The organism is Jannaschia aquimarina, assembly GCF_000877395.1.
In the GTDB taxonomy this organism is placed as follows: Bacteria; Pseudomonadota; Alphaproteobacteria; order Rhodobacterales; family Rhodobacteraceae; genus Jannaschia; species Jannaschia aquimarina.
Map to the genome: position 1 here is coordinate 224,176 of NZ_JYFE01000060.1, position 22,586 is coordinate 246,761.

18 protein-coding genes are annotated in these 22,586 nt (G+C 67.7%); 11 read left to right on the forward strand and 7 right to left on the reverse strand.

Going from position 1 to position 22,586, the window contains the following annotated elements:
- Positions 1-45: 45 nt before the first annotated feature.
- Genes jaqu_RS16570 through jaqu_RS16585 form a run of 4 tightly spaced genes read left to right on the forward strand, consistent with a single transcriptional unit; the run spans position 46 to position 4,927 of the window.
- Positions 46-1,656, forward strand: coding sequence for a dihydroxyacetone kinase subunit DhaK (locus jaqu_RS16570; RefSeq protein WP_043920096.1), 1,611 nt, complete (start codon positions 46-48; stop codon positions 1,654-1,656).
- A 6-nt stretch (positions 1,657-1,662) separates the two neighbouring features.
- Positions 1,663-2,718 carry a LacI family DNA-binding transcriptional regulator gene (locus jaqu_RS16575; RefSeq protein WP_043920097.1) on the forward strand — a complete coding sequence of 352 codons (1,056 nt, stop codon included), beginning with the start codon at positions 1,663-1,665 and terminating at the stop codon, positions 2,716-2,718.
- On the forward strand, positions 2,715-3,770 hold the full coding sequence (locus jaqu_RS16580) for a sugar phosphate isomerase/epimerase family protein (RefSeq protein ID WP_043920098.1): 1,056 nt from the start codon (positions 2,715-2,717) through the stop codon (positions 3,768-3,770). The genes jaqu_RS16575 and jaqu_RS16580 overlap by 4 nt, the downstream gene beginning before the upstream one ends.
- A complete protein-coding gene (locus jaqu_RS16585; protein WP_201774378.1) occupies positions 3,770-4,927 on the forward strand; it encodes a Gfo/Idh/MocA family protein in 1,158 nt (385 codons plus the stop codon). The genes jaqu_RS16580 and jaqu_RS16585 overlap by 1 nt, the downstream gene beginning before the upstream one ends.
- Before the next feature lie 224 nt (positions 4,928-5,151).
- On the opposite strand, the gene jaqu_RS16590 is transcribed toward jaqu_RS16585, so the two are convergent.
- Genes jaqu_RS16590 through dctP form a run of 4 tightly spaced genes read right to left on the reverse strand, consistent with a single transcriptional unit; the run spans position 5,152 to position 9,179 of the window.
- Positions 5,152-6,438, reverse strand: a complete 1,287-nt coding sequence (locus jaqu_RS16590) for a TRAP transporter large permease (RefSeq protein ID WP_043920100.1) — start codon at positions 6,436-6,438, stop codon at positions 5,152-5,154.
- A gap of 1 nt (position 6,439) precedes the next feature.
- Entirely contained in the window at positions 6,440-6,988 is a 549-nt protein-coding gene (locus jaqu_RS20810; RefSeq protein WP_161793883.1) for a TRAP transporter small permease, read from the reverse strand.
- Between the two features lie 22 nt (positions 6,989-7,010).
- Positions 7,011-8,129, reverse strand: coding sequence for a kelch repeat-containing protein (locus jaqu_RS16600; RefSeq protein WP_161793884.1), 1,119 nt, complete (start codon positions 8,127-8,129; stop codon positions 7,011-7,013).
- A gap of 51 nt (positions 8,130-8,180) precedes the next feature.
- Complete coding sequence (dctP, locus tag jaqu_RS16605) at positions 8,181-9,179, reverse strand: TRAP transporter substrate-binding protein DctP (RefSeq protein ID WP_052501025.1); 999 nt, start codon at positions 9,177-9,179, stop codon at positions 8,181-8,183.
- Positions 9,180-9,293: 114 nt separating this feature from the next.
- On the opposite strand from dctP, the gene jaqu_RS16610 reads away from it, so the two are divergent.
- From jaqu_RS16610 to jaqu_RS16630, 5 genes are all read left to right on the forward strand, one after another.
- Entirely contained in the window at positions 9,294-10,214 is a 921-nt protein-coding gene (locus tag jaqu_RS16610) for an N-acetylneuraminate lyase (protein ID WP_043920103.1), read from the forward strand.
- Position 10,215: 1 nt separating this feature from the next.
- The gene (locus tag jaqu_RS16615; RefSeq protein ID WP_052501026.1) at positions 10,216-10,911 is read left to right on the forward strand and encodes a FadR/GntR family transcriptional regulator; all 696 of its coding nucleotides are present in this window, start codon (positions 10,216-10,218) and stop codon (positions 10,909-10,911) included.
- Between the two features lie 39 nt (positions 10,912-10,950).
- A complete protein-coding gene (locus tag jaqu_RS16620) occupies positions 10,951-12,339 on the forward strand; it encodes a sulfatase-like hydrolase/transferase (RefSeq protein WP_043920105.1) in 1,389 nt (462 codons plus the stop codon).
- A gap of 227 nt (positions 12,340-12,566) precedes the next feature.
- The gene (locus jaqu_RS16625) at positions 12,567-13,670 is read left to right on the forward strand and encodes an AAA family ATPase (RefSeq protein ID WP_043920106.1); all 1,104 of its coding nucleotides are present in this window, start codon (positions 12,567-12,569) and stop codon (positions 13,668-13,670) included.
- Positions 13,667-14,848 (forward strand): vWA domain-containing protein, encoded by a 1,182-nt coding sequence (locus tag jaqu_RS16630; protein ID WP_043920234.1) that lies wholly within the window; start codon positions 13,667-13,669, stop codon positions 14,846-14,848. Before jaqu_RS16625 ends, jaqu_RS16630 begins: the two co-directional genes overlap by 4 nt.
- 100 nt (positions 14,849-14,948) lie before the next feature.
- Here the strand turns inward: jaqu_RS16630 and jaqu_RS16635 are convergent, their stop codons facing one another.
- Entirely contained in the window at positions 14,949-15,629 is a 681-nt protein-coding gene (locus jaqu_RS16635) for a hypothetical protein (protein WP_043920107.1), read from the reverse strand.
- Between the two features lie 129 nt (positions 15,630-15,758).
- Between jaqu_RS16635 and jaqu_RS16640 the strand changes: the two genes are divergently transcribed.
- Both jaqu_RS16640 and jaqu_RS16645 read left to right on the forward strand, forming a co-directional pair.
- Positions 15,759-17,207: an alpha/beta fold hydrolase gene (locus tag jaqu_RS16640; protein WP_043920108.1), complete on the forward strand. Its 1,449-nt coding sequence runs from the start codon at positions 15,759-15,761 to the stop codon at positions 17,205-17,207.
- Positions 17,208-17,628: 421 nt separating this feature from the next.
- A complete protein-coding gene (locus jaqu_RS16645; RefSeq protein WP_043920109.1) occupies positions 17,629-19,386 on the forward strand; it encodes an ABC transporter ATP-binding protein in 1,758 nt (585 codons plus the stop codon).
- Between the two features lie 114 nt (positions 19,387-19,500).
- Here the strand turns inward: jaqu_RS16645 and jaqu_RS16650 are convergent, their stop codons facing one another.
- Positions 19,501-20,943 (reverse strand): M81 family metallopeptidase, encoded by a 1,443-nt coding sequence (locus tag jaqu_RS16650; protein ID WP_043920110.1) that lies wholly within the window; start codon positions 20,941-20,943, stop codon positions 19,501-19,503.
- Positions 20,940-22,565: an amidohydrolase gene (locus tag jaqu_RS16655; RefSeq protein WP_236687881.1), complete on the reverse strand. Its 1,626-nt coding sequence runs from the start codon at positions 22,563-22,565 to the stop codon at positions 20,940-20,942. The genes jaqu_RS16650 and jaqu_RS16655 overlap by 4 nt, the downstream gene beginning before the upstream one ends.
- Between the last annotated feature and the right edge of the window lie 21 nt (positions 22,566-22,586).

Here is a 22,586-nt window from a genome sequence, read left to right on the forward strand (position 1 = left end):
ATATCGCTCCCTCGATCTTTCACCATCCCCCTGAGGAGGTCCCCCATGCAGTTCATCAACGCCAAAGCCGACCTCGTGACCGAAGCCCTCGACGGCCTCGTCGCGTCCTCCGGCGGGACGCTGGGCCGGCTCGACGGATATCCGCATATCAAAGTCGCCATCCGCGCCGACTGGGACCGGTCCAGGGTCGCGCTGGTTTCCGGCGGCGGTTCGGGGCACGAGCCCGCCCATGCAGGCTTCGTTGGGCCCGGCATGTTGACGGCGGCGGTCTGTGGCGAAGTGTTCGCTTCGCCTTCGGTCGAGGCGGTGCTGGCCGGCATCCTTGCAGTGACCGGAGAGGCAGGCTGCCTGCTGATCGTCAAGAACTATACCGGTGACCGCCTGAATTTCGGCTTGGCCGCCGAGCGTGCGCGGGCATTGGGCAAACAGGTCGAGATGGTCGTCGTCGACGATGACGTGGCCCTGCCCGACCTGCCGCAGCCGCGCGGCGTGGCTGGCACGCTTTTCGTGCACAAGATCGCAGGAGCGATGGCGGAACGTGGCGACGATCTGGCCACCATCGCCTCCGCCGCTCGCGACTTGATCCCGCGCATCGCGTCCATCGGCAAATCGCTCTCGACCTGCACCGTGCCGGGGAGCGCGCGCGAGGACCGCATACCGCCGGGCAAGGCGGAGCTGGGCCTCCGTATCCACGGGGAGCCGGGGGTCGAGCAGATCGATTTCGAAGGCGCCGACGAGGCCGTTGCCACCATGGCGGCCCGCCTTCCGGAATCCGATGCCGACCGTGTCGTTCTGGTCAACGATCTGGGTTCGACGACGCCCTTGGAATTGTCGGTGTTGACCCGCGCCGTCCACCGCGCGGGGATCGCGGGCCGCATCATCGGACCGGCGCGCTTGATGACATCTCTCGACATGCACGGGGTCTCGCTCTCGGTGCTGGACTTGAAGGAAGGTGAAGCGGAACTGCTGGCGGCCGCCGTTCCCATGGCCGCCTGGCCGGGAATGCAGACGCTCGCGGAACCGCAGATCCGACTCTTGCCCGACGGCCTGACCCCTATCGCACCGATCCCGTCCGAGAACCCCCGCGTCCGCGGGGTGATCGAGGATGTCTGTGCTCTCCTCATCGCCGCCGAGTCCGACCTGAACGCGCTCGACGCGAAATCCGGCGACGGCGACACCGGCTCGACCCTGGCGACGGCGGCGCGCGCTCTGCGGGACGCCCTGGACCGGATGCCTCTGGCGGACCTGACGCAGCTCTTCCCCGCGCTGGGCAACGAGGTTTCGCAAACCATGGGCGGGTCGTCCGGCGTGATCCTGGCCATCTTTTTCAACGCAGCGGGCGATGCTTCGGCGTCGGGCGCGAATGCGCGAATGGCTTTGCGGGCGGGGCTCGATCGGGTCGGCCAGGTGGGCGGGGCGCAACTGGGCGACCGCACGATGATCGACGCGCTGGCCCCGGCTCTTGACGCCTTGCCCCAGGGCATCGACGCGGCCGCGCAGGCCGCGCGCGAGGGGGCCGACGCCACCGCGTCGATCCACCGCGCCAAGGCAGGTCGCGCCGCCTACGTCCCCGAGACGAACCTGGCCGGTCACAAGGACCCGGGCGCCGAGGCCGTGGCGCGGGTCTTCGAGGGCCTCGCCCGGGCGCTGGCCTGAGCGGGGATGGCAAGACCGGACGATACGGGCGCCAAGCCCACCCTGAACGATGTCGCCCGCGCCGCGGGGGTCAGCCTTGCCACAGTCGACCGGGTGCTGAACGCGCGCGCCGGGGTGCGTCCGGCCACCATCGCCCGGGTACAGAACGCAATCGCCGAGCTGGGCTATGTCCGCGATACCGCCGCCGCCAACCTTGCCCGCCGCCGCCTCTACGAGATGGCGTTCCTGTTGCCCGACACCGACAACGAATTCGTGGCCGCTCTGCGCGACGCTGTCGCTGAGCAGGCCACCGGCGCTTCGGTTCACCGCACGCGTCCGACCGTCGTCCCCGTGGCTCCCTTCGACCCGCAGGCATTGGCCGACGCTGTGGATGCCCTGCCTGCCTCGCTGGATGGTGTGGCTCTTTTCGGCCCGGAAACGCCAGCAGTACGCGATGCCGTTCGCCGGGCACGCGAACGCGGCATTGCGGTGGTGGCTCTGGTCTCGGACCTGCCCTCGTCAGAGCGGGATCATTTCGTCGGGATCGACAATGTCCGCGCGGGCCGGACCGCCGGGCGACTGATGGGCCGCTTCACGCGCAGGTCCGGCCGGGTTGTCGTGCTGACCGGCTCGCGTCTCGCTCGTGACCACCTTGAGCGCCGCCAGGGGTTCGATCAAGTCATGGCCGAGTATCCCCACCTCGAGGTCGGTGCGTCGATCGAGGGGCGCGACGACGCCAACCGCGTGGCCGCGATGCTTGCCCGGGTCCTGTCCGAAGGAAACGATGTGGTCGGTGTCTATTCCTCCGCGGCGGGCAATGCGGGTCTGATCCGCGCCCTGCGGACCATGCCCCACGACGTCACCGTCATCGCGCACGAATTGACGCCGACCACGCGCGCCGCGCTGATGGACGGAACATTCGACGCCCTGATCGTGCAGGATGCGGGCCATCTGGTCCGCTCGGCCATCCGCCTTCTTCGCGCGAGCGCGGACGGTGCCGCATTTGATCCGGGGCAGGAGCGCATCCGCATCGATATCCACCTGCGGGAAAACGTCCCGCTCTCACCGGAGGACACGCCATGAAGACGATCAAGGGGCCGGCGCTTTTTCTTGCTCAGTTTGCGGGGGATGAAGCGCCGTTCGACTCGTGGGATGGAATTACGGCGTGGGCTGCGGATTGCGGCTACGAGGGTGTGCAGGTGCCCAGTTGGGACGGGCGTCTGTTCGATCTCGCGAAGGCAGCGGCGTCGAAGGACTACTGTGACGAGTTCACGGGTCGGGCCGCCGAGAACGGGGTCGAGGTGACGGAGCTTTCGACCCATCTGCAGGGCCAGCTGGTCGCGGTCCATCCGGCCTATGACACGGCTTTCGACGGCTTTGCCGACCCGTCCGTCCGTGGCGATCCGAAGGCGCGGCAGGAATGGGCGGTCGACCAGGTGAAGAAAGCGCTCACGGCGTCCGGGAACATGGGGATCCCCGCTCACGCGACCTTCTCCGGCGCCCTCGCGTGGCCCTATGCCTACCCCTGGCCACAGCGGCCTGCGGGCCTGGTCGAGGCCGCTTTCGACGAACTCGCCGCCCGCTGGCGCCCGATCTTGGACCATGCCGAGGATTGCGGTGTCGATCTCTGCTACGAGATCCATCCCGGCGAGGATCTGCATGACGGCGCCACCTTCGAGATGTTTCTCGACCGCGTCCGGCAACATCCCCGCGCGAAGATGCTCTACGACCCCAGTCACTACGTGCTGCAATGCCTCGATTACCTCGACAACATCGACATTTACCGCGACCGGATCGGCATGTTCCACGTCAAGGACGCGGAGTTCAATCCGACCGGACGTCAGGGCGTTTACGGCGGCTATCAATCCTGGGTCGACCGGGCGGGCCGGTTCCGCAGCCTCGGCGACGGGCAGGTCGACTTCGGGGCGGTCTTCTCGAAGATGGCGGCCAACGACTTCGACGGATGGGCCGTGGTCGAATGGGAATGTGCGCTCAAGCACCCCGAGGACGGGGCGCGCGAAGGCGCGCAGTTCGTCCGCGACCATATCATCCGGGTTACCGAGAGGGCCTTCGACGATTTCGCCGACGGCGGCACCGATGACGCAGCCAACCGCAAGATGCTGGGGATCGGCTGATGGTTACAGGACGCGACGAGAGCCGCGGCCGGCGCATCCGCCTAGGTATGGTCGGCGGCGGCAACGACGCCTTCATCGGCGGCGTCCACCGCATCGCCGCGCGCCTCGATGACCGGTTCGAGCTGGTCGCCGGCGCGCTGTCCTCCACGCCCGAGAAGGCGCGCGCCAGTGCCGAGGCGCTGGGCCTCGCCCGCAGCTACGACGACTTCAAGGCGATGGCGCAGCGGGAGGCGCAGCGGAAAGACGGGATCGAGGCCGTCTCGATCGTCACGCCGAACCATGTTCACTACGCCGCCGCGCGCGAGTTCCTCAAACGCGGGATCCACGTTATCTGCGACAAGCCGCTGACCTCGACCCTGGCCGATGCCAAGAAGATGGCGAAGGCGGTGGAACATTCCGGCGCGCTGTTCGTCCTGACCCACAATTATACCGGCTACCCGATGGTGCGGCAGGCCCGCGAGATGGTCGAATCGGGCGCGATCGGGACGATCCGCGTCGTGCAGGTGGAATACCCGCAGGACTGGCTGACGGAGGCGCAGGAAGGCGCGGGGCTCAAGCAAGCCGAGTGGCGCACCGACCCCGCGCGTTCGGGCGCGGGGGGCGCGGTGGGCGATATCGGCACCCATGCCTTCAACCTCGCGGGCTTCGTCACGGGGCTGCGGGCCGAGCGGCTGGCGGCGGACCTGCAGGCCTTCGTGCCGGGACGGCGGCTCGACGACAACGGCCACATCCTGCTGCGATACGAGGGCGGGGCGCGCGGCATGCTGTGGTGCAGTCAGGTCGCGCCGGGCAATGAGAACGCGCTGCGCCTGCGCGTCTACGGCGACAAGGGCGGGCTCGAATGGGCGCAGGAGGATCCGAATTTGCTTTGGCACACGCCGCTGGGTGAGCCGAAACGCCTCATTACGCGGGGCGGCGCCGGAGCCGGTGACGCGGCGGCGCGTGTGTCGCGCATCCCGCCCGGTCATCCCGAAGGCTACCTCGAAGGCTTCGCCAACCTCTACACGGAGGCCGCCGACCTTATCGAAGCGGCCCGCACGGGAAAGACGATCGACACCCTCCTGCCCGGCATCACAGACGGCCTCGCCGGAATGCAATTCGTCGATGCATGCGTCAAATCATCAAAACAAGATGCCAAATGGATCGATCTGGACTGATCCAAGGGCGTGCTGCGAGGGTCGCTACCGAAAAGGGGCATGAAGATAGGGGCCGGCGCACCACGCCGGTGCCTCCCGCAGCGGCATGTCGGGCTTCAGGCGGCTATCCGGAGGTTGCCCGGGGACTGCCGGGTGACAGACGGCCTTGTTCGACGGTTCCGGTGAACAGTCGGAGACCGGCCTCTGGCCGCACCACTGATCCGGCCTGACCTGCGAGAACCGCTCTACTCGAACGTCCCCGGCAGCCAGAGGACGAGTTCAGGGAAGGCCGTGATCAGGATCATCACCGCGTACAGCGTCAGCATGAACGGAATACTTTCCCGGAAGATCTGGCCGATGGGAATCCGGGCGAGACCGCCGACGATGAACACCATCAGGCCCATGGGCGGCGTGATCATCGAGACCATCATGTTAAGCGTGATGATCACCCCGAAATGCACCATGTCGACGCCTGCCGCGGCAAGGCCGGGGAGCAGCGCGGGGATAACGACATACATCATCGGCGCCTTCGTTAGGAACATCCCCATGACGACGAAGGCCCCGTGAACGAGGAACAGCAATTGCATCTGCGTGATCTCGAACGAGAGGATCGCGGTGGTGATGGCCTCCGTCACCTTCTCGACAGTGAAGACGTAGTTGAGTGCGAATCCGCCCCCGATCAGCAGGAACACCATGCCCGATTGACGCGCGCTCTCGGAAAGGGCGGCGTAGAGGCCGGACCAGGATGATCTCCGGTAGAGAAAGACGGAAAGAAGAATGGCATAGAGACCGGCGACCGCGGCAGCTTCCGTCGGGGTGAAGGCGCCCGAATAGATTCCGCCCAGAAGGATCACCGGCATCATCAGCGGGCCGAGCGCGGCCAGGGTCGCGGACAGCATCGCCGCTCTCGCCATCCGCTTTTCGGTCGGGAAGCCGCGCCGCCGGGCCTGCCGTGCCACCAGTACCATCATCGCCACCCCCATCAGGAGACCCGGCACGATCCCTGCCAGGAACAGCGCGCCCACCGAGGCGCCCGAGAAGAAGGCGTAGACGAGCATCGGGATCGACGGCGGAATGATCGGCCCGATGCAGGACGAGGCGACTGTCACAGCCGCCGCATAAGCAGGCGGATACCGATCCTGTTCGCGCATCATCTTGATGAGGACCTGACCGATACCCGATGCGTCGGATGTGGCGTCCCCGCTCATGCCAGAGAAGATGACGGACGAGACGATGTTGACCTGAGCCAGCCCGCCTGGCCGATGCCCCACGAGGGCGAGGCAGAAGCGCAGCAAACGTTCCGAGATGCCGCCGTGGTCCATCACCTTGGCCGTGAAGATGAAGAGCGGGATGGCGATGACGATGATATTCTCGACCGAGGCGAAGATGACACGCTCGGCCATGAGGCTCATGTCGGCACCGGCGAAGAAGGCCCAGACCACGACCGTGGAGATCAGCACGAAGCCGATGGGCAGGCCAAGCAGGATCTGTACGCCGAAATAGATCGTGGCCCAGAGAAGCGGATCGCTCATGTCAGTCCCGATGCCCGGCCCGGATCAGACCGAGTGCCGTCCAGACCGCGCGGGCGGCGTAGATCAGCACGAAGGCGATCATCAGAACGAAGAGGTGCCCGAGGTTGAACTTCAGGGTGATGGTCCGTTCGCGGTACATCCATTCGAGGACACGGACCGTGTCCGGGACCGATAGCAGCATGACGAGCGCGAAGAGCAGGAGGGACGCGGCCTTGGCCCAGTCACCGAGGCGTTGCGGCAGCGCGTCGATCAGCAGATCGAGCGCGACATGCTCTCGCATCGGCATCTGCGTGGCCGCGGTGAAAAGGCTGACGGCGACAAACAGGATGCCGGCCACCTCGAGCGTCCAGACCAGCGGTTCGCGCAGGACGTAGCGCCAGAATACCTGCGCCACGAAGGTAACGAAGAGCCCGGCGAAGAGTGCGACGGAGATCGCCGTCGCAAACGCCAGGAGGCGGCGGAGCCATGCCGGTCCCGCCGCCTCAGCCCTGCGTCCTGCCTCGGGGGCCCCCGTCGGATCTCTTTCGTCCTCGTCCATGCGTTCGGCCACCCCAGCTCTCTGGTCCGTCAGCCTAGTCGGCGAGCTCGAGCTTCCAGACATGCGGCGTGCGCTTTCCAGCGGACACCTCTCCACCGGCAAGGACCCATCCACCCTCGAACGGCACGGGCGCGCGGTTGATCGGCGCCGGTCCGGGGTGCCAGCCGATCTGCGTCCAGGCATCCGCCGCTATGTCATACTCGAAGAGCTGGGTCATGAAGCCCGGGTGATGGTCGAAGAGCCAGGTGACCTGATCGTTCAGGGCGGTCCAGGCGTCGCTGCCCTTCTCTTCCTTGTTGCGGGGGATGACCTGGCTCTGGATGCGCAGGAAGTAGTCCGCATCGACCCCGCCGATCGCGGCGAGCTTGCCGCCACCCGCATCGAGCACGGTCACGAACCCGGCGGGGACGGGGAAGTCTGCCGCCCGTCGCCACGTGCCAGTCGCGAGGTCCAGCGCATGGGTCTCGGCGTAATGGGACCACTCATCGCCCGTCTTGTTCCGTCCGCCGACGATCCACAGCATCCCGTCCGCAGTCGTCCCGCCATAGACGGAACGCTTGGGACCGGGGATCTGCGCGATCTCGGACCAGCCATCATCGGGGGCCACAAGGTCGAGCGCGTAGACGCCCATACCGGCGGTCGCGATCAGTCGGCCCTCCGCGATCCCGCCTGCCCCGAGGACCGAGGCGGCGGGTAGGTCCGGCAGATCCTCGATCAGAAGCGCGCCGTCCTCCAGACGCATCGAGAAGGCCGCTGCAAGGTCTTCACGCTTGTCGGCGCCCGAACGGTATCCCTGACCGCCGATGCAGACGACGCGGTCCCCGTCCTGCACTGACAGGAAGCTGTCGGCACGGACAGGGATCGTTCCTTCGGCGACGATCCAGTCCTGCCCGCGAAGGATCAGCACATCGTCGTAGTAAGTCTTGGCCCCGCCCCGCGACGCGGTCTTCGTCGGCTCGGGGAAATTGGCGCCGCCGGCGAATAGCAAGGCGCCGTCGGACGTCCCGGCGCAGAGGCCGGAGCGGCCAATCTGCGCCAGCGCTCCCATCTCGGGGAGTGACGGCATCGGCGTCCAGTTCGGATCGAGCGGGTCGGCCCAGGCGGCGGGGACCATGATCGATGCGGCGAGCGCGGCGGAGAGGATCGTTTTCATATCGGCCTCCATCCAGAAAGGATCCCGGCCGCCACGCGGCCGGGTCCGGCCTCAGCTGTCGGTCTGGCACTCGGCCGGGATATCCATCCCAGCGATGGTCTCGAACATGCCTTCTTCCCAGTTCGCGGCGAGATCGCTTTCCAGGAAGCGGGTCTGGACGGCGCTGCGGAACGCTTCCACGTCGGGCTGGGTAAAGACGATCCCCTCCGCTTCCAGAGTCTCCTGAAGCGATGCCTCCAGGTCGATGACGGACTGGGTATAGGCGGCCATGGCCTCACGCGCGCCGTCAGAGACGACCTGCTGCTGCTCGGCGGTCAAGTTCTGCCAGTTGCGCGCCGAGAAGGCCGGGAACTGGATCAGCACCTTGTGCCGCGTATCCACGATCTGCTCGGTCACCTCGTAGAATTTCTGGCTGTGGATCAACGTGAGCGGGTTTTCCTGCGCATCCACCGTGCCGGTCTGAAGCGCGAGGTACAGCTCGGAGAAGGGGACCGGCGTCGGGTTCGCACCCAGTCCCTCGCCCATCAGGATGTTCGACGGGGAGGGGACGACGCGCAGGGCGAGCCCTTCGAGGTCAGCCGGCGTGTTCACGTCGCGCCGCTCCCGCAGGTTCAGCGTCCGCGTGCCCTGATAGGCCGCATCGAGGATCCGCAAGCCCATCGCATCCTCGATCTCTACGACCATGTCGTCCCAGATGTCGCTCTGGCGGACGGCGCAGATGTGCTCGGGCCCGGTCAGGAGGTAGGGCGTCGCGAAGATCTCCCATTTCGGAGCCTGGTCGGTGAACCATGCCGGCGACATGTAGGCCGCATCCACCGTGCCGCGTGCCAGCGCCTGTCCCTGCTTGCCCTGCTCGACCAGCGAGGCGCTGTCGAAGACGTCGACCTCCAGGTCGGAATTCTCTTCGATATAGGCTTCCCAGACGCGCATCGCGACGGCGTCGGGATCACCGCCCTTTCCGACCGTCGAGAATTTCAGGGTTTGCGCGTGCCCTGCATTCGTCGTCACCGCAAGCGATGCCACGGCCAAGGCGAGAATGGTCGTTTTCATATCTGGTCCTCCCTTGCCGGAATCTCCCATCGCCCGGCGTTGACGAACGCTAAGTCGTATCTTAGCATCATGTCAACATGTCATGCCACTTTCCGGCGCGTGTGAGGGACAATCATGAACGATCTGAATGGGTATTTTGCGGCCCTCCCGACGCCTTTCACCGACAGGCAGGGCGCGATCGCCGAGGGGTCGCTCGACGATCTGGTCGAGCGGCTCGTCACGTCTCATCTGTCCGGTCTCTACGTCGGCGGAAGTACGGGCGAGGCCTTCCTCCTCTCGGAGCAGGAGCGAGCCGCATTGCTCCGTCGCGTCGCGCGCACCTGCGCTGGGCGCTCGACCCTCATCGCCCATGTCGGAGACCCGGACCCCGCGCTTTCCGGACGGCTCGCCCGGCTCGCGGCCGAGGCCGGCTACGATGCGGTTTCCGCCGTCCCGCCCTTCTACTACCGGTATGGATTCGAAGAGATCTTGCGCCATTACGAGTGGCTTGCCGGGCAGACGGATCTGCCGTTTCTGATTTACAACTTCCCAGCTCTGTCCGGGGTCCACTGGTCGGCGGATCAGATCGCGCAACTCTGCGATCTTCCCAACGTCGTCGGCGTCAAGAACACCTGCGGCGACCTTTTCGCCTTCGAGTCGCTCCGGCGCCTCAGGCCGGAGGCGAGGCTCTTTCACGGGTTCGACGAGACATTGCTGGCGGGACTGTCGATGGGCGCGGATGGCGGCATCGGGTCGACATACAATATACAGCCAGACCGCATCGTCGCGATCGATGCCGCCTTTCGCGCGGGCGACATGGATACCGCGCGGAGCTTGCAGGCCGATGCGAACGCCCTCATCGAGGCGATGGTGGCTGCCGGCGTGATCCCAGCGCTCAAATACCTGCTCACCCGCTCGGGCATCCCGATGGGCGACTGCCGCCCGCCTTTCGGACAGCTCGATGCAGATGCACGGGCGGCTCTCGACGCCGCCGCAGACCGCTACATTCCAGCGGTGACACCGAACGGGACGGACATCGCTGCGGAGGCGATCTGACATGGACACGGAACTCGGACGCATCAGGCTCAGCGAGCAGATCGAGGAGGCGATCCTGAAGGCGATCCGCGCCGGCGAATTCCCCCCCGGCACGAAGCTGCCTTCCGAACGGCAACTCATGGAAATGTTCGATGTCGGCAGGCCGTCGGTGAAAGAGGCGTTGCTGATGCTGGAACGGAAGGGCTTCCTGCGCCTCCAGCGCGGAATCGCTCCGGTTGTGGTCGAACCGACACCGGAGAGCGCGATGCAGGCGATCGGCGACATGGTGCAGGCCATGCTGCCCGACACGACCCGCCGCTCCGATTTCTACGACCTGCGCATCATGCTGGAAACGAGCGCCGTGATGGACGCCGCACGGCAGCCGAACCCGGAGGACCTGGCGCGGATCGAGGCCGCGCTGGACGCCTGTGCCGCCGCCGCTGGCCGCGCCGCCGCGTTCCGCGAGGCGGATGTCGCCTTCCATCGCCAGCTGATGGCGGCGCAGGGCAACGCCGTGGCCGGCGCGTTGCACGCCGCCCTGCTCGAATGGGGACTCTACCATCCCGAGGAAGGACCGGAGCGGCGGGCTATCCACGCCCGTGTCGTGTCCCAGCATCGTGCGATCGTCGAGGCGATCCGGTCCGGCGACCCCCTCGCCGCGGCGGATGCGGTGCGCGCGCATCTCATGACGCGCCGCGACCAGCCCCAGTCGAACTGACATCCAGCGCGTACGCATCCGAACTCGAGGTTCCCGCGAATGACGACCCATCCCAATGTCCTTCTGGTGATGTCCGATCAGCAGCGACCGGATACGCTCGGCTTTCGGGGCGAGACGCCGTGCCGGACGCCTCACATGGACCGGCTGGCGCGCGAGGGGGTCAGTTTCGACCGCGCGATGACGCCCTGTCCTCTCTGCCTGCCGTCACGGGCTGCGCTGTTCACCGGCCTTTATCCGCACGAGAACGACATGCTCGACAACACGACGAGCGCGCTGGAGACCTGCCAATTGCTGGAGACGTTCCGCGGCGGCGGCTACGAGGTCAGCTATGCCGGCAAGTGGCATCTGGGTCAGGACAACATCGACCGATTCACCGACCGCGCCGCCGGGGACTCGACGGCTTTGTATTCCGACTGGTGCAAGGAGCGGGGGCTGGTCGACGGCTGGACCTTCAATGACCCCCGCGTGCGGACCCACCGTCAGCCCTCGATGTCGACGCCGGTCGCGCTGCCGCTCGACATGGCGCCGGAGACGACGAACGACGCCTATATCGCCGACATCGCCATCGATCACCTGAGGACGCGCGATCGGAGCCGGCCGTTCTTCCAGGTCTGCTCGTTCAACGGCCCGCATCCGCCCTTCGTGATCCCGGAACCCTATTTCTCGATGTACGACCCGGCCGACGCGGTGCGTCCGCCGAATTTCGGCCCCCGGCCCGGAGAGCCTGCGGCGAACGAGACGAGCTATTACCGCAGGCTGTTTCTCGACCATGGCGAGGACTTCGAAGCCTGGCGGAAGTCGTATGCCGTCTACTGGGGCTTCACGAGCCTGATCGACGATCAACTCGGCCGGATCCTGAATGCCCTGGAGGCCGAAGGAACGTTGGACGACACCATCGTGATCTATCTTTCCGACCACGGCGAGAACCTCGGCGCGCACGGGCTCTGGCACAAGATGGTCGGATATGAGGAGTCGATCCGTGTCCCGCTCATCTTCCGGCTGCCCGGCCGCATCTCGAATGGCCTGCGAAGCGATATGCCATCGAGTCTGGTCGATGTCGCGCCCACCCTCGCCCGGCTCTGCGACCTGCCGTCCCGGCCCGAATGGCGGGGCCGCGACCTCTCGGGCGTGATGGCGGGCGAGGAAGCGCCGGATCTCGGACGGGAGATGTTCGCGATGCACCGGCCCTTGGGCGACTGGATGGGTACGGTGCCCTGGCGCATGATCGAGGCGGATCGCAAGAAGCTGATCTGGCACCTGGACGGCGCCGTCGAGCTTTTCGATCTCGAAGCGGATCCGTTCGAGTTGAACGATCTTGCGGCGTCGCCGGGCGCTGCCGACCTCCGGCGGGACCTGCTGGCGCGCCTACACGATCTCATGGCCGAAGTCGCCGATCCGCGTATCGAGGATTTCGCCGCCATCGCCTGAGCGTCGAGACAGGGGATCGCCCGAGGATGAAAGCGTTGGTCTGGGTGGACCTGCCGTGCCTGCGCATCGAGAGGGGTTCGCTGGGATTGACTGCTCCGTTCGGCTGTCCTGAAGCGCAAGGCAGAGGACGCCCGGCTTGACCGGGGCAATGACGCCGATCCGCCGTCAGGCCGCGTCGCAACGCCGCGGACGTCGATCCACGAGTGACGCGCCCTAGCTAGCGCCCCATGCCGGTGAACACGCCCTCCATCACCGCGGGCCAGGCGCTCGATGCCCTGCGCGCGGGCTATGCCGCCCAGACCGACGGAGGGCTCACGGCTTCCTGGATGCTTCACGGTCCGCCGGGGATCGGGAAGACCGAGATCGTTCAGCAGCTCGCCCATGAGACCGGCGCGCGCCTCCATGACCTGCGGCTGACCACCATCGAGCCCGCGGATCTGCGAGGGCTTCCCTTCTATGACTACACGGCGCGGCGCACGGTCTGGTACCCGCCCGAGGACCTGCCGGCCCCCGGTGCGCCCGCGATCCTGTTTCTCGACGAACTCACGGCCGCCGCACCGATCCTGCAGCCGACGATCTACGGCCTGCTGCAGGAACGCCGCATCGGCACATGGCACCTGCCTGACACCGCCTTCGTCGTCGCCGCAGGCAACGGGCCCGAGGACGGCGCGATCGCCTATGAGATGGGCACCGCGCTTGCGGATCGTCTGATCCACCTCGCCCTGCGCGCCGAGGCAGGCGACTGGCTTCGCGGTTTCGCCGTCCCGCAGGGCGTTCATCCTGCCGTCGCGGCGTTTATCCGGTTGCGGCCCGATCTTCTGGACACGACCGAGGACTCACTCCGCCGGGGGGAGACCATCGCCTGTACGCCCCGCGCCTGGGCCCGTGTCTCGGATATCCTCGGCGCCATTCCGGACCGGACTACCCGGGACGTGCTGATCGCGGGCGTGGTCGGCGAAGCACCAGCGGCGGAATTCGCGCTGCTAGAGCGTGAGGCGGCGACACAGATCAATGCCGAAGCGATCATGGCTGCCTCTCCGCGCGACCGCCCGGAACTCTACCCCGACACCCTGCACGCGTTGACCGCGCTGACCTACGCGATCGTCGCGCTGGCCGATGAGGAGAGCCTGCCCGATGCGATCGAGGTCATGGCGGGAATCCGGACGCTCGCCACCGACCGCGGCACGACCGAGCTGGAGCGCCTCCCGCTCGGAGAACTTTCCAGCTACGGCTTCGAACTTCTGATCGAACGCGCGCTTGAGCGAGGGTGGCAAGAGGCTTTCCGGGACGCGCCGGGCTACGCCGCGCACATGGCCGCGCGGGCCTCGTGAGTGTCCATTCGCGCCGCGCGCGCGCCGCGCTGGAGGCTCTGGTCGAGACCGATCCCGCCATCGCCGCATTGTCGCTCTGGTGCGTACACCGCGATGGCGAAGAGACCGGGACCATAGGCACAACGATCACCTATGGCGCGGACTTCGCCGAGCGTCCGGGGCACGAACAGCAGAGCGTTGCGGCCCACCACGTGTTGCATGTCGCGTTGCGCCATTCGGCGCGTATGGCCGACATGGCGCATAGGCTGGGCGACGCGTTCGACGCCGCGCGCTGGAACCTCGCCGCCGACGCGCTTGTCAACGAGGCCGTGACGCTTGCCGGGCACGCCTTGCCGCGTCCGACACCGACCCTCAGTGTTGTTCTGGCCGAAGCGGGCATCGAGGGCACGCTGGCCGACTGGGATGTAGAGCGGCTTTATCACGCGCTTGCCGGGACCGGCGCAGGAGAGGGTGATGCGGCGCGCGGCTTCGTCCGCGATCTGGCGCCAGAGGCCGGCGACGCCGCTGACGCCTCAGAGGATGCCGCGCGGTGGCGCCAACACCTGTCGCGCGCGCTCGACACCGGCCGTCGGACGGGAAGAGGACTTGGGCGCGTGGGCCACCTGATCGCCGACATCCCGAGCCCGCAGACGCCCTGGGAGGTCGTCTTGCGCGGCCTCTTGGCGCGCGCGGCGACGCCGATCCCGCGCCCGGCGCCGATGCGCCCGTCGCGCCGCTGGCTTGCCGTGGCCGCGCAGGCGGAACGCGCGGGCACATTTGTCCCCGGCTTCGAGGCGGGCCAACGCCCGACATCGGACATCCCCCGCATCGCCGTCGCCCTCGATGCCTCCGGCAGCGTCGACGATGCACGGCTCGCCCTGTTCTGGGCCGAGGTGACCGGCATCGCCCGACGTCTGCGGGCCGAACTCCACCTCCTCGTCTTCGACGAAGCGATCCGCCATCATGCGCGCATCGAGCCGGGTGTGGCGCCCCGGCTGCCTCCGATGCCTCGTGAGGGCGGCACTTCGTTCGCCCCGGTGATCGAGGCTGCACGAGGCCTATCAGCGGCCGCGCTGGTCGTCCTTACGGATCTCGACGGCGACGCCGGCTCTCCCCCGCCCTTCCCCGTGATCTGGGCTGTTCCCGACCCGAACGGAGCGACGGCGCCCTATGGCCGCGTGCTGGACCTGTCGCACTGACAACCGGCCGATGATGATGCGGACCGGATCGGTATCGCTTGGTCCGACCGGCGCCGTCTCTGGCTCTGCCGAAGCGGTTCGAGCCGAGATCCGCCGCAAGCTAGGCGCGTCGATCCGAGGCGAGTGCCGCGGACAGGCGCGCGTGGGCAGACAGACCGCGCGCATCGAGTACGACTTCCTGCAGGAACTCATCCTCCGCGGTCGCCGCCTCGTGCAGCGCGGGCTCTGTCAGGGGGGCCTGGAACAGCTCTTCGTGCAGGATCGCACGCTCCTTCTCTGTCAGATCGAGTACACGCGGCGGATCCTCGGCCTGAACGGTCACGAAGGTCAGCGGCGGCAGCAGCCGGAGGGGTGACTGTTCGACGACCAGACGCAGCGCGCCGGAACGCAGGTCCCGGCCAGCCGCGATCCGGGTCAGCGCCGCGCGTCCCTGGACTGTCATGAGGTCGCGCGTCCGAGCCGCGGCGTCGCGGTCCATCGCTGCCCGGCGGCGGGGCGAAGCGCGCAGCAGCCGCATCTCTGCCCAGGCCACGAGGACGACCATCAGGACGGGGGCCTGCGACAACGGCAGCGCCGCGCCCCGCCAGATCAATGCGATCACGACAAGCGGCGCCAGCCAACTCGCGAACCGCAGGAGTTGCATCTCGGCGAGCAGCCGCAGCACGGTCTTCACCGAGGCGTTGCGCGGCCAGACCGTTACCCGATCGACGAAGCGTCGCGGCAACTGGCGCACCTCCAGGATGGCGGGATTGCGGATGGTATCTGCGGTCACGACGATCATGATCCGGGCTTAGCATCCCGGCGGCGCGGGGCGAGACGGCCCTCGGTCGCAGTCCCTCGACATGGCCTTGCATGCGGGCCTCGCCGGTGTCCTGTGGTCCGGCCGCACCGATCGACCTAGCTGCACCTCATGCGTCCAGCCATCCTCTTCGCCGCGCTGTCCGTCGTCGCAGTAGCGCTTGCCGTCTTCATGCTCGAACGTGAGCGCGACGGCCTGTCGGTCGTTCGCACGGAGATCGCCAGCGTGCCCGTCACGATCTGGCGCCCTGACACTACAGCGCCGTTGCCGCGTGTTCTGGTGGTGCACGGATATGCGGGCTCGCGGCAGATGATGCGCGCCATTGCGATCACACTCGCGCGGTCGGGGTTGGAGGCCGTCACGCTCGACCTGCCGGGCCATGGCCGCAACCCGGAGCCGATGACGGGCGATGTGACCCGGCTCGATGGCGCGACGGCGGTGCTGACGCAAAGGGTCGTGGCCGTCGCCCGCGCGCTCGCGGATGGACCGGATGACAGGCTCGCGCTGCTTGGCCATTCGATGGCGACCGATATCGTCGTGCGCGCCGCCGAGTCGCTCGATCCAGCGAGCGTCGTCGCGATCTCGATGTATTCGGAGGCTGTCACGCCCGAGAGACCGGCGCGGCTCCTGATCCTGTCGGGCGCACGCGAGGGGCGTCTCCGCGGCATCGCACTCGAGGCGGCGCGCCTTGTCGAGCCCGATGCCGCAGAGGACGAAACCGTTTCGTCCCAGGGCATCAGCCGCCGTGCTGCCGTCGTTCCGGTCGTGGGCCATGTCGGCGTGCTCTACGCGCCCGAAGGCTTGCGCGAGGTCCGCGACTGGATCGTCGCGCCGTGGGACGTGCCTGGGAACGGTCGCCCCCCTGCGACAGCGCTCTGGCTCCTGTTTTTGCTCGCCGGGATCGTGGCGCTTACCTGGCCTTTGGCCCGTGCGTTCGGCCCCGTGCGCCCGCCCGCGCCGGCGCCCTCGGCCCGAACGGCGGCCGTTGCGCTGATCCTGCCCATCCCTGCGGCGGTATCGGCGGCGGTCCTTGCTCCGGACCTGTTCGGCCTCATGGCCTTCGGGCCGCTCGCGGCGTTTCTTGCGGCATGGGGCGTCGTGCAGATCGCGGTGCTCTGGCGCGCGGGGCATCGGCTCTCGGGGGGGCGGCTCGGCGCTGCCTTCCTCCTTGCGGCTTGGGCGATTCTCTTTGTCCTCGCGCTCGATCGCTACGGAGCGTCTTTCGTGCTGACCGGACCTCGGCTGGCGGTCGCGGCGGCCTTGCTGCCCGGTGCCCTTCTCTTCGTCTACGGAGACGCTCTCCTTACATCGGCTGCCCGGTTTTCGCTGCGCCTGACGGCACGGGCCGTCCCGCTCGCGGCCTTGCTTGGCGCCATGGTGATCGACCCGCCTATCGGCGTGGCCTTCACTGTCTTGCCGGTGACGGTGCTCTTCTGGGTCGTCTTCGGCACCGCGGCAGGATGGATGGCCGGGCGCGCCGGGTCCGGTGGCGTCGTCCCGGTGCTGGGCGGATTGCTCGCCTTCGCCTTCGCGGCCAGCACGCCCATCATCGCGATATGAGCCGGCGGGGACCGCCGCCGCCTCCGCGATGATGAGCAGGTCCGCCGGACTTGCGGCGTCGGCGCTTGCCGGACCGAATGATCGTCCGCCCTTGTTCTGGGTCGTTTCTTTCGGCTCGGCCGTCCGAGGGGCGTTTCGGCATCGTGCCGCGGGTCCCTCGGGGGCAGGACCTTCGGATCTTGACCCGACGGCAGCGATCTAAGTAAGAGATCGTCAGAGAGGCAGTTCGAAAGAGGAGGACGCGAATGACGATCATGTACCGTATCGCCGCTAAAGACCGTCCTCGTGCGTGGTCCGGCATCGGCTGACCCTCCGGACGGTTCGCTCCGTTCCGTCATGGTGACACGCTAGGTCCGACCGCAGGAACGGCTCCTCCTTTCCTCTTCAGCAGGACGCGGACTTTCCGTCCGCGACGCATCCAATGTCCCAGACTCTCTCCCGCGGCGCGTTCGCGCGGGTTCTCGCCTTTGCCGCGTCCAGATGGGCGCGCCGCCCGGGCCAAGTCGCGACCCTGATCGCCCTGCAACTCGTCTCGACCGGCGCGGACGTGTCGATCCCCGTCCTGACGGGCCGGCTGGTCGCTCCCGTCGCCGAGGACACCGCGCCCTGGGCGGCGTTCGCCGGTCTGATGGCGCTTGGCATCGTGTCCATCGCGGCCAAGATAGCCAGCTACTTCGTCATCATCGACCTCACGATCCCGACGATGCGCGAGGTGGAGGCGGACGCCTTCGCCCGTGTCCAGCGCCTGCCCGCATCCTGGCACGCCAACGCCTTCGCAGGCTCCACGGTGCGCAAGATCACCCGCGGCACCTGGGCCCTCGACGATATTGGGGATCTTCTGTTCCTCGCGCTGGGCCCGTCGATCCTGGTGCTGCTCGGCACCATCGCGACGCTTGCGATCTTCCGCATCGAGGTCGGTGCGGCGGCGCTGTTGGGTGCGGTGCTGTTCGTCGCGCTTTCGCTGACGCTGACCCTGAAATGGGTCGCGCCCGCCGCCCGGCTTGCCAACGCGCAGGACAGCCGGGTCTCGGGCGCCTTGGCGGACGCGATCACATCGAATGCCGTCGTCAAGGCTCATGCTGCCGAAGCGCGGGAAGACGCGCGGCTGGGTCGCGTGTTGGGCAAATGGGCGCATCGCAGTCGCCGCGTCTGGCGACGCGGCACATGGTCCGGCCTCGCGCAGGATTCGAGCCTGTGGCTGTTGCGCGCGCTCGTATTGGGCGGGGCGCTTCTGGCCTTCATGCGGGGCGCGGCGGGCGCTGGAGAGATCGCCTTCACCGTCTCCGCGCTCGGCATGCTGGACGGTTATCTGCGTCAGATCGGAAGCCACGTGCGCCAGCTTCAGAAAGCGGTCAACGATGCCGAGGAGATGGTCGATCTGCTGACCGACGCGACTGAGACCGACGTCGTCAGGCGCCCCGCGCGCGCCCTGCCGCCGCGCGCGGCCGCGCTTGCCTTCGAACACGTGGATTACGGCTACGAAGGGGCGCCGACGCCGCTCTTCACGGATCTGCACGTCGCCATACCGGCCGGGCAGAAGGTGGGGCTGGTCGGACGCTCCGGCTCTGGGAAAACGACCTTCGTCAAGCTGATCCAGCGGATCCACGAGGTCACGGGTGGCGCGATCACGATGGGCGGGACCGACATCGCATCGGTTCCTCTGGCGGAGTTGCGGTCGAACGTCGCCCTAGTCCCGCAGGAGCCGATCCTGTTCCACCGGTCACTCAGCGAGAATATCGCCTACGCGCGCCCGGGCGCGACGATCGAGGAGGTGCGTGCCGCAGCGGAGAAGGCCGGTGCCGCCGAGTTCATCGAGCGGCTGGAAAAGGGATACGGCACCGAGGTGGGCGAGCGCGGCGTCAAGCTGTCGGGCGGGGAACGCCAGCGGGTGGCCATCGCCCGAGCGTTCCTGTCGGATGCGCCGATCCTGATCATGGACGAGGCCACGTCTTCGCTGGATAGCGAGGCCGAAGCTCTGGTGGCGGAAGCCGCCGAACGGCTGATGGAAGGCCGCACGACGCTGGTGATCGCCCATCGCCTGGCCACTGTGGAGCGGATGGACCGCATTCTCGTGTTCGACCGCGGCCGTATCGTCGAGGACGGGAGCCCCGCCGAGCTCATGGCACGGGACGATGGCCTCTACCGTGCCCTCAGGGAGCGTCAGACACTCGTGGCGTGATGGAGGCCCGCATATCTCGATTCTCTTGGCGAGCGATGTGGCCGAGGCAAGGCGTGGCCTGTGCCTCATGTTGCGCCGTTCGAGTGGTAAGGGTCGTCTCGGCGGGGCTGTCTTTCAGAGCAGCCGTATTCCCGGCCTCAGACGGGTGTAGGGAATGGCGCTCAGGTTGCACGGGTTCGCGCCGGGGGCGGTGGCGAAGAGAATCCGCTCCGAGACCCGTTTATAGTCGCCGATGAAATGCACGGCGCTTTTCACACAGATGATGGCATGGTCGCGGGGTTCCAGCCCCACGGCGCGGAACATGCCCTGGTCGGCGTTCTGCGCGCGGCGGGCGGCGATTGCGACGCGGATGCCGGTGCCCTGCAGATGCAGGCAGGCCATGGGGCCGAGGTCGCCGTCGCGGCCGCCGAAGAAGGGGCCGGTCATGGGGAAGGGGCCGTCGCGCAGAGCTTCGACCACGGCGGGATGTCGGATCGGCTGGGAATAAGCCGGGTGGTTCCCGCCGAGCGGCGTGTGGAGCGTGGCGCCCAGTCCCGCCGCATGGGCCGCACCGGCGGCGTCCGGGTCGCAGAGCAGGCCGAGGATGGCGTCGGGTACGTCCGCGTCGATCAGCGCGGCCAGCAGGCCGGTCGTGTCGCCGGTGGCGCCCGCGCCGGGATTGTCCTGCACGTCAGCGATAATGACGGGGGCCGGGGCCTCCAGCGCCTTCGCGACTGCGGCCTCGGCGGGCAGAAGGCGCGCATCAAAGCTGTCGGAGGCAGCCATCAACCTGTCAAGGGCGGCGTCGGCCGCGGCATCGGCGGCGCCCGGTTCGTAATCGTAGGCAAAGATCGTCGGGCCCACATCGGGCACGTCGGCAGGCGGGAAGCCGAGGGCCATGTCGGCCGACAGGATGTCGGCCTCGGCAATTGCAGCGTAGAGGTCGCTTGCGGGCGCATGCTCAGTCGTCTGGGCCGTGATGGGGATCACGAGGTCCGCCTGGCGAAAGGCACGCGCGGGTGGGCCATGGGCCAGAACATGGTCCAACAGGTTGGCAGCGCGAGCGCCCGTTTCGCCCATGTCGAGATGGGGATAGGTGCGATAGACCGTGACCGCCGTCGCGCGCTCGAAGAAGGCGCGGCTGAGATTGCCATGCAGGTCCAGGCTGACGATGACGGGCAGGTCGGGACCGACGACTTCGCGGATCCGGGCCAGGATCGCCGCTTCGCCGTCGTCATGGGTTTCGGTCACCATGGCGCCATGAAGGTCGAGATAGAGAGCATCGGGCCGGGCGTCGGCCAGGCCCGCGCAGATCTCACCTACGATGGACTCGAAGGCGCGGTCCGTGACGGTGCCGCCGGGTTCGGCACCGGCCCAGAGGATCGGGATCACCTCATGGTTACAGGCAGCCAGAAAGCCCGAAAGCGGGATGTTCAGGCCCTGGAACCGGTCCAAGACGTCGGTCCCGCGCGTCAGCGGCGGCCAGGCGCCGCCGCGCTCGAACGCGTCCAGATCGGTGGGATCGGGCGCGAAGGTATTCGTCTCGTGCTGGAAGCCCGCCACCGCCACACGGTTCATGTGGGGATACCTCCGAGAACGGTGCCGACGATGGGCACGTCGCAAAGCGGTGTGTCGCCCAGCGGGTCGGCGTCGAGCACGGTCAGGTCGGCGTACTTGCCGACCGAAATGCTGCCCACCTTGTCCTCCATCTTGAGCACATGGGCCGCGCCGCGGGTGATGCAGTGCAACGCCTGCGACGGCTTGATGCCCTGCGTCTCGCCCAGGCGGCGGCCCGTCTCGGTCAGCCGCTCGGTCGCGAACCAGGCGGTGGCGAGCGGCGCCATGGGCGTGACCGGGGCATCGGAATGAATTGCGAAGTCGCCGCCCCAGACGTCCCAGGCATCGGCACAGGCATCCATGCGCGCGGCGCGCTCCGGGCCTACGGTCCGCGTCCAGTGAAGGTCGCCGAAATAGTGGATGTGGTTCGCGAAGACATTCACCGTCAGACCAAGGGCGCGCATCCGCTTGAACTGCGCCAGGTCGGCCAGCTGGACGTGTTCCAGCGTGTGCCGATGGTCGGCATCGGGCGTCTCCAGCAGGGCGGCCTCGTAGGCCTCGATCGCAAGCAGAGAGGCGGCATCGCCATTCGTATGGGTGTGGGTCTTGATGCCCGCTCGGTGCAAGGCGCGCACGGCGGCGCGAAAATGGTCGGGCTCCATGTTCCAGATGCCGTGGTCTTCGATGGCGAAATAGCCCGGAGGCAGCAACTTGGCCGTGCCGCCCTGGATCGCGCCATCCGTGAAGAGCTTGGCGCGACCCAGATGCAGCTTGGGCGTGGAGCGGGCGCGCAGGGCCAGGGCGCGGCGCGCCTCGTTCTCGGGGTCGCCGCGCATGGCGTTCATCACCGGCACGTAGCGTGCGGGGAAGCCATCGCGGGCCGTTTCCCGCTCCAGCATCTCGACTTCGGGCGGGTCCAGGTCGGAGAGCAGATCCGCCACGGTGGTCACGCCGCAGCGTCTGGCGACCTGACCGTAGGCCCGCAGGCCGTCGCGGTCGGCCAGGTCGGAGAAGGCCAGATTGGCGATGGCCATGACGGGGCCCATGGCGGCGAATTCGTGCAGCTCGCCATTGGGCGCGCCGTCCGAGCCGCGAACCACGCCCGGCAGGTTGGTTTCCGGGCCGAGACCGCCGCGTTCCAGCGCCAACCCGTTGGCCGAGGCGAGGTGGAAGTTGGAATGGACGACGACCACCGGATGGTCCGTCGAAACCTGATCCAGATGGACGCGATCCAGACGGCGGCCGTCCAGGAAGTTGGGGTCGAAGCCCCATCCGACGACCGGCTGGCCCGGCGGCGTGTCGGCGGCCACGTCGCGCAGGCGCGCGATCAGGGCGTCGTAGTCGCGCAGGCCCGGCCATTCGCGCCCGTCGGGGTCAGTGCGGGTGTAGTGGCCCAGATAGGTGAAGCGCCAGATGCCGCCGGCCATGACGTGGGCATGGGCCTCGATCAGACCGGGTATGAGGATCCGGGCCGCGTAGCGATCATCACGGGTGACGGTCCCCCAGCCATCCCCGCAATCGGGTCCACCCACGCCGACGATCAATCCGTCCCTGACCGCGACATGCGTGGCATGCGGGCAATTGTGGTCCATCGTGATGACTTTTGCGGCGGAATAGACCGTCACCATGCCCGTGTCCCCCATGGCCCCTGCCCCCGCTCGATT